This window comes from Paenibacillus humicola, assembly GCF_028826105.1.
GTDB lineage: Bacteria > Bacillota > Bacilli > Paenibacillales > Paenibacillaceae > Paenibacillus_Z > Paenibacillus_Z humicola.
Window position 1 is genome coordinate 4,765,916 of the sequence record NZ_JAQGPL010000001.1, and the last position, 12,424, is coordinate 4,778,339.

The window sequence follows — 12,424 nt, forward strand, 5'->3', positions numbered from 1 at the left end:
CTGACGGCAGGTTTCGCGGATTTCATAAGCTTCTTGTGCTTCGCTATGCGCCGAACGAACTTTTATTTAAACATTTTTTGTCGAAGTACTTGTAAAAACTATATCCAATATATTAAATATGTATTGTAGTATTAAAAATGGCGAGCAAAGGAGGAGGATCCGGAAAACGGAAAACGGACCATGCAATTGTGAGCGCCTTTTATCGGCGCCATTCGCAATTGAGCGGTCCGGTAACGGGCAGGTTTGATCGCCATAGGAAGACGTTCTCATGCTTCATCGTACGCGCTTTCCTATGAGGTGAATTTCGAAATCTCCAGCTCCACCATATCCGAGAAAACGAGGTGTTCAATTGTGATTCGAAAGCTGACCGCAATCGGTCTGGTAATAGCCGGCGCGGTAACGTTCTCCCTCGGGGCCTCCGCCGCGACAGTGCCGCAGCCGGTAACAAGCGCACAAGGCAGTTCCATCGTATGGCCGCAGCAGCAGCAGCTTCCCAGCTTCAAGAAGGTGAAGCAGCTCGACGTCGCGGATGTCTATAACGCGCCCGGCGACATCAAGCTGCTTATGGCGACGCTGCAAGGAATCGTCAACCGCGCGGAACCGCGCATTTATTTGCTCGAGGACGAAGAAGAAGGCGCTTACACGTGGCTGAACGATCTCGGCGTTCCTTACAAGGTCCAGAGCAGCGCCTGGGATATTCTGAGCAAGTACAAGAACGAGGTCAAAGGCGTTATCGTCTATGATCCGAAGGTGCCCGATTCGATCAACGTGGCGACCACGATGGCCGGCCTAAAGGATGCCGTCGTCGCCAGCCCCGAGCTGGCGCAGAAGCTGTCCGCCGCTCCGTATAACCTGCAGGTGCTGTACGATTTTCAAGGCAAGTTCAAGGATCGTATGGACGCTTATACCTGGCAGTACGAAAACCTGTGGCCGCAGGCGAACCACCGGATGCTGATCGGCCTCAGCCCCGATAAATCGATCCCGATTCCGGGCGGCATTCCCGCCTCGTTCCAGGTGATCGCGCAGGAAGCGTCCCAAATTCGCGACGCCAGCAACCGGAAGGTGTACGATTTCGACCTGACGCCGTACCTCGGCAGCGACTCGGTCTTTCTCCGGTTTGACGACGCTTTCCCGCAGGACGGCTGGGGACCCGCGGTTCACGAAGTGACGGTCAAAGCCGACGGGCAGACGATCGCGCAGTTCGTTCCCGGCACGCCGGAGGAGGAGCCGTTTTTGTACGACCGGCAGAACTCGCAGCTGTCCGACGGCAGCGGCGGCCACCGTTTTGCCGACAACGGCAGCTATTTCGTCTACAAGTTCACGCCGCCGGCCGGCACGAAGCAGCTGACCGCCTCCGTCGACATGTGGAACCAGTATAAAGTTTCCGCCGGCAACGTGCAGCCGCTGTCCTCCGAGCAGAAGGAGCCGTTTGGCTACCTGCGCGACTATGCCGTGGCGAACAAAGCGGTGGTATTTTGGCTCGACGCCAACGTACCCGAGCAGCGCGAGCTGTTCGAGCGCATCATGTCCGACGTGAAGCCGGGCACGCCGTATTTGGGCTGGTTCAGCAACGACGTGGCGGGCGAGTTCAACTCGACCGAAATCACCTCGAACCACGGCGTATACGTACTCGCCGCCGACTGGTTCAGCAACATGACCGTGTTCTCCGGCACGTCGATGAACGTCGCGCCGCCGAAGCCGGTACAAATGCCCAAGCTGGAAAATAAAATTTACGTCACCTACACGTTCAGCGAAGGCGACAATTTCCAATATAACGAGCACCGGATGCGGAATCTGTGGGATGACCCCGGCCGCGGGAAAGTGCCGCTGAACTGGACGACGAGCCCGCTGCTGTACGACGGCGCGCCGGCGATTTTGGGCCATTACCTGAACACCGCGACGGCCAACGATATGCTTATCGCAGGTCCTTCCGGAGCCGGGTACTTCTACCCGAACGCCTGGCCGGAGAATTCGTTCGCCGATTATTTGAAGAAAACATATCCGTATTTGAAAAAGACGGGACTGACGATTCCGTACGTCCTGAACCGCGTCGCCGGCAATAACGTTCCGCTCAGCGATTCGGTGGCCGCCGCTTATCTGAATCAATACCATGTGCCGGGTCTGTTCCTCAGCTGGGAAGACCATTCGGGCGTCGAAATCGTAAACGGGAAGCTGCCGGTCTCGACGATTCAAGGTATCAGCACGGTGCAGGACGGCCAGCGCATTCTGGCGGACGCCAAAGCGAATTGGGACGGCAAGTCGCCGCTCTTCGTCTCGCTCGGCATTCTCGCCTGGAACATGACGCCGACCGACGTCGCCGCGCTGAACGATTCGCTCGGGCCGGACTACCAGGCGGTCCGCGCCGATCAATACTTCTCGCTTATTCGCGAAGCGAACGGGCTTCCGGGAAATTAAGACGACAGACTCTGTCGGCAAGATCACAACGTCGTGAATAACGGGTGTCAAGTAGGAATTCCATTCTCACGGAAAGGCAAAAGGCCGCTGCTGCAGCGGCCTTTTGTCGTTCGTCCTTATTTTACTGCCGATTCCCACCCGGTCACCGTCTTCGTCTCCAGGCATTCCTCCAGGCCGAACACGCCGTATTCCCGCCCGATCCCGGACTGCTTGAAGCCTCCGAACGGCGCTTTCATCTCGAAGCCGGCCCCGTTGATCAGAATGACGCCCGCCTTGATTTGCGATGCCAGCCTGCCGGCCTTCTCCGCGTCGGATGAGCTGATATACGCCGCAAGCCCGTATGGCGTGTTGTTGGCGATCTCGACCGCTTCGTCTTCCGTCCGGTAGGTCATAATGGACAGCACGGGACCGAAAATTTCCTCCTGCGCGATCCGCATCGCTTCGGTCACGCCCGCGAAAACGGTTGGCTGCACGAAATAGCCCGTCTCCAGCCCTTCGGGGTGCCCTTCCCCTCCGGTCACGAGCTCCGCTCCCTCCTCGATGCCGAAGCGGATCAGCCGCTGCACATGCTCATACTGCCTCTCGCTGACGATCGGGCCGAGCACCGTATCGTCGTTCAGCGGATCGCCGACCTTCATCGATTCCGCGGCTTGCTTGGCCAGCCGCTTGACCTCCTCCAGCCGGTGCTCCGGCACAAGCAGTCTCGTCCCGGCTACGCACGACTGGCCGTTATTGCCGAAGCACGACTTAACCGCGGCGGGAACGGCTTCGGCAAAATCGGCGTCGTCCAAAATAAGAGTCGGGGACTTGCCGCCGAGCTCCAGCGTCACCCGCTTCATCGTCTCTGCGGCTCCCCGGTAAATCTCCTTGCCCGTGCGCGTGGAGCCCGTGAAGGAGATGAGGGCAATATCCGGATGACGCGTCATTTCCGCGCCGACCGTCGCGCCGAGCCCGTTCACCACGTTGATGACCCCGGCCGGCAATCCGGCCTCATGGAAGCATTCGGTCAGAATTTGCGTCTGGATTGCGCTCATCTCGCTCGGTTTGATAATAGCGGGGCAGCCGGCCGCGATGGCAGCCGCAAGCTTGCCCGTAATTTGCGAATAGCTCGCGTTCCATGGCGTGATGATGCCGACGATACCGACCGGCTCCAATACTACCTTCGCTTTCCCGATATACCGCACGAATTCAAACGATTCGAGCGCCTCTTTCGCGTCCAGAAAATTGTTCGCCGCCAAGGGAATCCGCCAAATCGCCGCCTGCCTCGGAGCGCCGTATTCGTCGATATTGGCGGCCGCCAGCTCGTCCTTTCGGGCCAGCACCGCATCATGCAGCCGCTGCAGCATAACGGCGCGTTCTTTTACCGTTGTCTGCGACAGCGTCCGGTAAGCTTCTTTTGCCGCTGTGACGGCATGCCGGACATCCTCCTCGTTCCCCAGGACGACGCGGCCGATGACCTCTTTGGTCGAGGGATTCACAAGATCCATTTCCTCCGTACCGTTCGGCCGGATAAACTGTCCGTTGATATAAATGCGATCGATTCGTTTCATTCTGTGATTCGCCTCTTTCTGCGAGAATTGAAAATGATGAAATTATGAAGCCTCTGCCGCCGAGCGCTGCTTCGCTCTTCCTCTTCCTACTATGAGCAGGGAAACGATAACGCAGACGCCCATCGCGGCAGCAAGAAACAGGTACATTTCCCGGCTCGCCGAGAAACGAAGCAGCTTCTGAACGCCGTTCATGAACACGGGGCACAAAAATTGAAAGACATAGATGTTTGCGAGAAGCACGGTAATACCCCCCGTTATCCGGTCCCTTGGCACGGCTTCGGCCGTTTTACTGAACGACAGCGGGAAGAAAATCCCCTGCCCGAAGCCGATCAGAAATACAGCAATGCCGACTGACGTAACCGAGTGCGCGGCGCCGACCAGCAAAAAGCCGAGTCCGTACAGCAGCAGGCCAAGCGGCACGACCGCGCCGCGAAGAAGTCTCGTCAGCAGCGGGAATACGAGCCCGGCGATAAAAATGCTGATCAGCGATACCGCCGTAAAATAACCGACCGCCTGTGCGGTGCCGATCCCGTTTTCCGAGAGGAATAAAGGCAGGCTCGTCGGAATGGTGAAATAGAGCATCACGTGAAGCCCGCTTAACAACGCAATCCCGTAAAATTTTGGGGGCAGCTTGCCGGCGGGAGCGCCGGTTTTCCTTGGAGCCGGCTTGACCCGGGGGATAAACAGCAGCGCCAGGATAAGCAGCACGACCGCGTACAAGTAGCTTAAGAAGACGCTTCTCCATCCGAACGAAGCGATGAAGCCGCCGATGGACAGGAAGACCGCGCCGCCGATCCCGTTCACCGCCGTGACGCGGCCCATCATTTTCGCCCGTTCCTGACCCTGGAAGTTCTCCGCAATCAGCGCGTTAAAGGTCGGCGCGACGAGTCCGATACTGAGACCGAGAATGGCCCTGAATACGAGAATCCACCCGACCGAGTTCACGAAGGACGGTCCGATGCCGCCGACGATATACACGACGAGACCGAAGATCAGGATGCTTTTCCGCGAAAATCTCCCCGATAAATAAGGGACCGCGAATAACGTCGGCAAAATAAAGATAGACGATAACGTCACGACCCACTGAATGAGCAGCGGATCGGTACCCGGAAAATCGGACATCAGCAGCTTGACCGCCGGCGCCGCGAGCATCGGGGCGAACGAGGCGGTAACCGCCAGACTTAACAATGCGATGCGAAAGCTTAATTTCATTTTGAGTTCATACCTCCTCCAGCAATCCTTTTATTCGGCCGCTCGCCCGTCAGATTTCGATTAGCTTCAACCTTTTTATGCACCCCTTTGTCCTTGATTGGCACAAGAATAGCACGTTTGATCGACAAAGTAAACATTATATATTTAAAATGTCTATTTTGATTATATCGTTTATTTCGTTAGGAAGGTTGTGTATAATAAACAAAGCGGCATTTTCGAAGGAGGAATCGGACATGAACGCCCGGCAAGAAAACAGTCAACTGCTCACGAAAACGAAATTGCTTAAGCGGCTTAATCCCTACGTGATGAAGGACGGGTTCCAGAGCCTGCGCATGGACGATATCGCCAAATATATGGATGTCAGCCGGGCGACGATGTACAAATATTTTTCGTCGAAAGAGGAAGTCGTCGAGGGAATCGTCGGCCTTTACGAGGATTATATAAAGGAGCTTGTCCTGCAGCCTGCCGGCCGGGACGATCTGGCTATCGGCGAGCGGTTTCTGAAGCTGTTCGAGCAGTCGATCCTGCTCGTTGGCAATATGACGGATGTCTTTCAAAAGGATTTGCAGGCCGCCTATCCCGATCTCCACGAACGGCTGATGGAGGCGCTGCACGGGCGCGACCAGGAAGCGGCGGCCTTTTACCGGGAAGGAATAGACAGCGGATATTTTAATCCCGTGAACGAGAAGCTGATCGTGCTGCAGGACAATCTGCTGCTGCGGGAAATCGTCGACGCGAAATATTTGCTGCTGAACGGAGTTTCGCTGGAGCAAATCCTCCACGACTATTTCAGCTTCAAAAAGACGCTCCTGTTCAAGCCGGAACATATGGCCGCCATCGACGATGCGAGAATCGAACCGGTCATCGATTACATCGTCAAAAAGTTCAACCGGATGCTGTAAGCGCAGATCCGGCCGGCGTTCGAGCCTTGCAAGCGATGCCGGGGCCGCCGAACCCCGGACGTAAAAAAACGGCTTTCGGGAAGCAACCTTCCTCGAAAGCCGTTTTTCGTTCGCCGTTTTACCGCTCCGGCACAGGTACGGACGAGTCGGAAGCCCGCGGCGAAAACCGGCTTTCGGGAGACACCTCCCTCGAAAGCCGTATTTGTTCGCCGCTTTACCGCCCCAGCATGCTGCGGGCGATCCAGACGCCCGCCGCGCCGGCTTGGGCAAGCCCGCGCGTAATGCCCGCTCCGTCGCCGCCGCAGTAGAGACCGCGGATTTCGGTCTCGAGCGTATCCGCCAGCTTCGGCCGCGCCGAATAAAATTTCGCCTCGACACCGTAAAATAACGTATGCTCGGACGCGATGCCCGGCGTCACCTTATCGAGCGCCTCCATCATCTCGATCAGGCTTTTCATCGTATTGTAGGGCAGCACGAGGCCGAGATCGCCCGGCACCGCCTCCTTCAGCGTCGGCTCCAGGAAGCCCTCCCGAATTCGGCTTTCCGTCGAACGCCGCCCGCGCAGAATGTCGCCGTATTTCTGCACGATGACGCCGCCGCCGGACAGGTCGTTGGCCCGTTTGCAAATTTCGCGGGCGTATTCGTTCGGCTTGTCGAACGGCTCGGTAAATTTGTGCGAGACGAGCAGCGCGAAATTCGTATTGGCCGAGCCGCGCGCCGGATCCTTGAAGGAATGGCCGTTCGCCGCCATGACGCCGCTGTGGTTTTCCACGACGACATGCCCTGAAGGATTGCTGCAAAACGTACGCACGCGCGTCCCGACCGACGTGTTGAAAATAAATTTCCCCTCATACAGATGCTCGTTGATCTCCCGCATGACGACATCCGACGTTTCGACGCGCACGCCGACATCGACCTGGTTGTTGAACATTTTCAACCGGCGCTTCTTGAGAAGCCCCGTCAGCCAGGCCGAGCCGTCGCGGCCCGGAGCGATCATAACGAGGCTTGCCTCGTGCCGTTCGCCGTTCTTCAGCTCGATGCCGGTCACCCGGTGCGCCCCCTCTTCCTTGACCGTTACGATATCCTCTACCTCGGTTTTGAACATCATATCGATGCGCGGCCGCAAATAAGCGTAAATCGATTTCAGGATTTCCAGGTTCTGCTCCGTGCCGAGATGCCGCACCTGCGCGCGCAGCAGCTTCAGGCCTGCGGCATAGCCGCGCTGCTCGATGCTGCGGATCGTCTCCGTCGTCGGATCGGTCACGGCCGTCGAGGCTCCGTGCTCCAGGTTGATTTGGTCGACGTACCGGATCAGATCCAGCACCTTCGAAGGCGGAATGTAATCGGTCAGCCACCCCCCGAATTCCGTCGTGATGTTGAATTTCCCGTCGCTGTAAGCGCCGGCGCCTCCGAAACCGGCCGTAATGGAACAGGCGGGCAGGCAGCCGGCGAATTCCTTTCGCCCTGCGGGCGGCGGGCACAGCTTGATTTTATTGTCCAAAATCGGGCAGCTGCGGCGGTCGATGTCATGCCCTTTGTCGACCAGAAGCACCTTCCAGTGCGGCGCCTTCAGCGTCAGCTCGTAACAAGCGAAAATGCCGGCCGGTCCGGCCCCGACCACGATTACATCGTATTGGCTCATGTCCGTATCTTCCTCCTACTGTGCTTGGCTTCTCGCGCAGCGCATGCCCCGTGCCATCCGTCTTCAACCTATCCGCGAGTCGGCGGCTTTATGCGCGCAAAAAAAATCCCGGCGCAAAACGGACATGCGAAGGCAGTCCGTTCGTAGCCAGGAATTTATGGTTCCTCGTAGAAACCCCCAAACCGTATTTTCGGGGTTATACGAACAGGTTACAATTCAATTGTTTCAGCACTTGAAATGTTACCGCATACAGCCGAATGTGTCAACAGACAACGGCGGAATTATTCGGGTTTTGGCTTGTCACACAGGTTGTTTCTATGGCTCGCCCGACATTCAGCCCGAAAAGACGAACATTATCTTACCTACTGTCGTTTTAACCCGCTGCAAACCGCTGCCGCCGCGCTGCAGCGATGCAGCGCTTTTTGTGCCGGAGCCTGAAGCGTCCTTTGACAGCTGCGATTAAGGATGGCGTCCCCGGCCGGCCAAGCTGATCACGCACCTCTCCAAAGGCGTCGATGCTCCGGTTTCCGCCGCGTAACTGCCTTTCCCGCACGTAACCGCATTACTCCGGCGTTACTGCCTTTCCCGTGCGTAACCGCATTACCGTCACGTTACAGCATTACTTCAAAGTGCGTACTTCCCATTCTGCGCAATCGCGATTAGTATAGGCGATGAAACGGGAGGCCAGCCTCCCGGCAAACCATTAAGCAAAGGGAGAGGTTGACGAATGGAGCTGCAATTGGCACTCGATCTGGTCGATATTAGTCGTGGAGGAAGTCGGCGTTTATGTCGATATCGTGGAGATCGGCACGCCGGTCGTCATTAACGAAGGTCTGCGCGCTGTCAAAGAAATGAAGAAGCAATTTCCGGACAAGAAGGTGCTGGCGGATCTGAAAATCATGGATGCCGGCGGCTACGAGGTCATGAAAGCGTCGGAAGCCGGCGCCGATATCATTACCGTGCTCGGCGCGTCGGACGATTCGACGATTCGCGGGGCCGTCACCGAAGCGCGGAAGCAGGGCCGCAAAATCATGGTCGATATGATCAACGTCCGCGATATCGAAGCCCGTGCCCGGGAAATCGACGCGCTCGGCGTCGATTACATTTGCGTTCATTCCGGCTACGACCATCAAGCCGACGGCAAAAATCCGTTTGAAGAGCTGGCCGCCATCAAGCGCGTCGTCAAAAACGCCAAAACGGCCGTCGCCGGCGGCATCAAGCTCGGCACGCTGCCCGAGGTCATCGGGGCGGGACCGGACCTTGTCATCGTCGGCGGCGGCATTACCGGCAGCGAGGACAAGAAAGCGGCGGCCGCGGAAATGCGCCGGCTGATCGGGCAGCAGGAGTAAGCCGGGATGACCGAATTCTCCTCGCATGCCGCCGGCATTCTGGACGAGCTGAAGCGGGTGCTGCTTGCGGTTTCCGGGGAAGAGGCCGAGCGGCTGGCCGCGTCCATCGGCGCCGCGGAAGCCGTCTTCGTCGCCGGAGCCGGCCGCTCCGGGCTCATGATGCGCGCCTTCGCCATGCGGCTTATGCATATGGGCGTCTGCGTCCATATCGCGGGCGATACCGTCGCACCGGCGCTGAAGCCGAGCGGCCTGCTTCTGATCGGCTCGGGCTCCGGCGAGACGAAGAGCCTCGCGGCGATGGCCGCCAAAGCGAAGCAGCTCGGCGCGGGAGTCGCGCTCGTCACCACCATGCCGGATTCGGCGATCGGCAGGCTCGCCGATACGGTCGTACGCATTCCGGCCGTGGCGAAGGATGCAGCGGACCGCGCGGAAATTTCCATCCAGCCGATGGGTTCGCTGTTCGAGCAGGCGCTGCTGCTCCTGCTCGACGGCGTCGTGCTCCGGCTGATGGAGCTGAAAGGCGTCGCCGCGCCGGACATGGCCGCGCGGCATGCCAACCTGGAATAAGCGTTCATCCGGCATCCGAATTGCGGATGAACAAAAAAAGAAGACGGGAGCGGTCAAGCCCCGTCTTCTTCCTGGTTGTCATAGCGATTGCCGATCAGCGAGTTCGGCACGATGCCGAGCACGTTTTTACTGTAATCGAGCCCCCAGGAACGGATGAGCTTCAGTACCGGCATCAGGCTTTCCCCGTACGGCGTAAGCGAATATTCCACCTTGGGCGGTACGACCGGGTAAACCGTTCGTTTGATCAGCCGGTCTTCCTCCAGCTCGCGAAGCTGGTTCGTCAAAATTTTATGGGAAATCTGCGGAATGATTTTCTTGAAATCGCCAAACCGCTTCGTTCCTTCCATGCCGAGAATCCAGAGGAGGACCATTTTCCACTTCCCGCCGATGACGGCAAGCGTCAGCTCCTTCTCGCAGTTGATTTCCGACAAATCGATCCGTTCGTTCAATGCGTTCGACAACCGCGTCACCTCCCTGCCTCTTCATTCTAGCCCGAACGGGGCTGCGGCGTCCATATCTATGGAACATTCGCAGCGCCCAAGGGGACAAACGATCGGCGGCCGGCTTCACGATTGTTTCTCTCGAACGGAAAATATCTGGCTCAAGGCATCGTTTCCTACAAGGTCAGGGTCGTATACAATCCGATGCCAAGCACGCCGGCGGATAGCGCGCAGCAAAGGCACGTATGCTTAGAGAACCCGCTCCGGTGCTTCCATGCGTGCGAGAGCTGCCTGACCGCATAATACATGCCGATGAGGTTGACAATAAAAACCGCCAGCATGATCGTATTCATGACGATAAAACCGGTTCCTCCGCCGCCCATGCCGGACATTGCGTGCCGGTGCGCCTTCATCTCGGCAGCCGCGCCAAGCAGCAGCGGCATCGACAGCCAATGCACGAGGTGCAGCAGCAGCATGCCGCCAAGTGATGCGGCGGAATAAACCGTGAACCGGTTTTCTTTGCGCATGTCGCGTATTTTCCGCACCATGGACTCCGCTCCTCTCCGATCGGCCGTTTTGCCGGACGCTCCCATACGGTCTTCATTATATGGCGCATTCCGCAAATCATGCCGGATGGAGCACGAACGGACCATTCCGCGAAGCGAATCTTCATGAATTCATTACATCCGATTGACACAGGCTTTAAACTGGCTTGGTATGCTGAATCCCGAACAAGGAGGTGAATGATGGATGTATTACGAGGAAGACCGGATTCCTTACGACGATCCGGATGAAGAATTCGAGTATACCCGCCCCGAAAAAACCGAGGAATAACACGCTCCCCATCCTGCATCAGCGGACGTACGCTTAACGACGCCGGCAGCGCTCCTCGCATTTTTGCCAGGCCGCGCTTTGCCGGTCATCCTCCGCACTTCGGCGTGCCCGTTATTCTCCATCCCCATAGACAAACGTCTCCAGCTGCGCCAGCTTCGCTTCGTCCAGCGGCCCGGAATTATCGAACCGGAGCACCGCCTCCCCGGGCAGTCCCCATTTCTGCTCCCGCGGCGCCAGCGACCGGCTGAAGGCGCTCCAGTTGTCCAGCTTCCACCGGTCCAGCTCCGAGCCCCGCAACCGGATGCGCGTCCGGTACAGCTCCGGATCCGCAAGCGTGACAAATACGACTTTCACGAAAGCCGTCTCCCGCGTCACGCCGAACCGCGACAGCTCCCGGTCCAGCCAATCCGGGTCGTCCGTCTCCCGAGTGAACGGCCCGATAACGAACGCGTCCGTGCCTACCGCGATATTTTCCAGCGCCGCGTCCATCGTGATCCGGTAGCCGAGGTCCCGGCACAGCTGCTTGTAGGCGTCGGAATCGCGGTCGCTCGGATCGAGGCCCGCCAGCGTCATAAGCGCTTCCGCCGCCGGGCGAAGCAGCGTGTCCATGTCGAAAACGGCCGCGCGGCGCCGTGCCGCCAGCGCTTTGGCCGCCGTCGTCTTGCCGGCCCCAGCGCCGCCGAGAAAAAAGACGAGCCGCGGCTTCATGACGGCGCATCTCCTTTTGCAGCCGCCGAAGCCGCAGCTTTCCGCTGCAGCTCCCGCCATACAGTCTTGTTGCTGTACGGCCGGCTGCGGCTGATATCCCGGCCAAACCATTCCGGCGGAACGAAAGCGGACGCCTCCACCTCGGAGCCGAACTCCACCTCAACGACCGTAAGCTCAAGCTGGTCGTAGCGGTCGATTTCGACCGTCCAGCCGTTCCATTTCGCGGTCGTCCGGTTTTTCGTGAGCGCCACCGCGTCGTGCGCCTCAGCGATTTGCTCGTAAATCCCTGCGGAAATTTCATATTCGATTTCCTCGCGGCTGAGGCCCGTGCCTTTTTTGAACGTATGCGTATAGGTCGTCCGGCCGCTGCGGACGTCCGTGATTTTGCGAATGCGCAGCTCCTCGTCCCCGTCGATAGCTAGGTAGGTCTGCTCGATTCGCTGCTCCATGAGCGGTTCCAGTTCCCCATCCCGGATCGGCGTTTCGGGAAATCCGTCCAGCAAAAATTTTCGTTCAATTTCAAGCGCCATCGGTACACCTTCCTTTCCGGCTGATGGAATCACCTGCGTCCTGTACTCATTCTAACGGTTTGGGCCGAATCCGCCAAACGCCAACGACAGGAACGCTGCCGGCGTTGCTGCAGGGGAGCGCTCAAATGGACAAAGGTCACCATATTCCCGAAATCAACAAATGGAAAATAGGAGTAAAAAGCATAATTGCATGCCTTTACAAGAATATTCTTACAATGGTATATTGGATTGCAGAGCAGGAATACGAACAAATGTTCAAAATAATAGGATGAGGT

The 12,424-nt window shown here is 57.9% G+C and carries 11 protein-coding genes, 1 pseudogene and 1 riboswitch; of the genes and pseudogenes, 5 read left to right on the top strand and 7 right to left on the bottom strand.

All coding sequences use genetic code 11. From position 1 onward, the window contains the following. The first annotated feature begins 351 nt into the window (after positions 1-351). On the top strand, positions 352-2,415 hold the full coding sequence (locus tag PD282_RS21860; protein ID WP_274653189.1) for a GxGYxYP domain-containing protein: 2,064 nt from the start codon (positions 352-354) through the stop codon (positions 2,413-2,415). 116 nt (positions 2,416-2,531) lie between these two features. On the opposite strand, the gene PD282_RS21865 is transcribed toward PD282_RS21860, so the two are convergent. After that, on the bottom strand, positions 2,532-3,965 hold the full coding sequence (locus PD282_RS21865) for an aldehyde dehydrogenase family protein (protein WP_274653191.1): 1,434 nt from the start codon (positions 3,963-3,965) through the stop codon (positions 2,532-2,534). 42 nt (positions 3,966-4,007) lie between these two features. After that, positions 4,008-5,177 (bottom strand): MFS transporter, encoded by a 1,170-nt coding sequence (locus PD282_RS21870; RefSeq protein ID WP_274653193.1) that lies wholly within the window; start codon positions 5,175-5,177, stop codon positions 4,008-4,010. 233 nt (positions 5,178-5,410) lie between these two features. On the opposite strand from PD282_RS21870, the gene PD282_RS21875 reads away from it, so the two are divergent. Continuing rightward, positions 5,411-6,079, top strand: coding sequence for a TetR/AcrR family transcriptional regulator (locus PD282_RS21875; RefSeq protein WP_274653195.1), 669 nt, complete (start codon positions 5,411-5,413; stop codon positions 6,077-6,079). Between the two features lie 214 nt (positions 6,080-6,293). On the opposite strand, the gene PD282_RS21880 is transcribed toward PD282_RS21875, so the two are convergent. Further along, positions 6,294-7,721, bottom strand: a complete 1,428-nt coding sequence (locus PD282_RS21880; RefSeq protein ID WP_274653197.1) for an NAD(P)/FAD-dependent oxidoreductase — start codon at positions 7,719-7,721, stop codon at positions 6,294-6,296. Between the two features lie 124 nt (positions 7,722-7,845). Further along, positions 7,846-7,945, bottom strand: a riboswitch (purine riboswitch). Between the two features lie 503 nt (positions 7,946-8,448). Here PD282_RS21880 and hxlA point away from each other — a divergent pair. Further along, positions 8,449-9,070 (top strand): annotated as a pseudogene (gene hxlA / locus PD282_RS21885) (3-hexulose-6-phosphate synthase). Between the two features lie 6 nt (positions 9,071-9,076). Continuing rightward, positions 9,077-9,637, top strand: a complete 561-nt coding sequence (gene hxlB / locus PD282_RS21890) for a 6-phospho-3-hexuloisomerase (RefSeq protein WP_274653198.1) — start codon at positions 9,077-9,079, stop codon at positions 9,635-9,637. Between the two features lie 53 nt (positions 9,638-9,690). Here the strand turns inward: hxlB and PD282_RS21895 are convergent, their stop codons facing one another. The 4 genes from PD282_RS21895 to PD282_RS21910 all read right to left on the bottom strand — a co-directional run bounded on the left by PD282_RS21895 (position 9,691) and on the right by PD282_RS21910 (position 12,149). Next, on the bottom strand, positions 9,691-10,098 hold the full coding sequence (locus PD282_RS21895) for a winged helix-turn-helix transcriptional regulator (RefSeq protein WP_274653199.1): 408 nt from the start codon (positions 10,096-10,098) through the stop codon (positions 9,691-9,693). 155 nt (positions 10,099-10,253) lie between these two features. Further along, positions 10,254-10,625: a hypothetical protein gene (locus PD282_RS21900; protein ID WP_274653200.1), complete on the bottom strand. Its 372-nt coding sequence runs from the start codon at positions 10,623-10,625 to the stop codon at positions 10,254-10,256. Positions 10,626-11,022: 397 nt separating this feature from the next. Next, positions 11,023-11,619: a P-loop nucleotide/nucleoside kinase family protein gene (locus tag PD282_RS21905; RefSeq protein ID WP_274653201.1), complete on the bottom strand. Its 597-nt coding sequence runs from the start codon at positions 11,617-11,619 to the stop codon at positions 11,023-11,025. After that, positions 11,616-12,149 (bottom strand): CYTH domain-containing protein, encoded by a 534-nt coding sequence (locus PD282_RS21910; RefSeq protein WP_274653203.1) that lies wholly within the window; start codon positions 12,147-12,149, stop codon positions 11,616-11,618. Before PD282_RS21910 ends, PD282_RS21905 begins: the two co-directional genes overlap by 4 nt. 125 nt (positions 12,150-12,274) lie before the next feature. Between PD282_RS21910 and PD282_RS21915 the strand changes: the two genes are divergently transcribed. Continuing rightward, on the top strand, positions 12,275-12,421 hold the full coding sequence (locus tag PD282_RS21915; protein ID WP_274653205.1) for a hypothetical protein: 147 nt from the start codon (positions 12,275-12,277) through the stop codon (positions 12,419-12,421). Positions 12,422-12,424 lie beyond the last annotated feature (3 nt).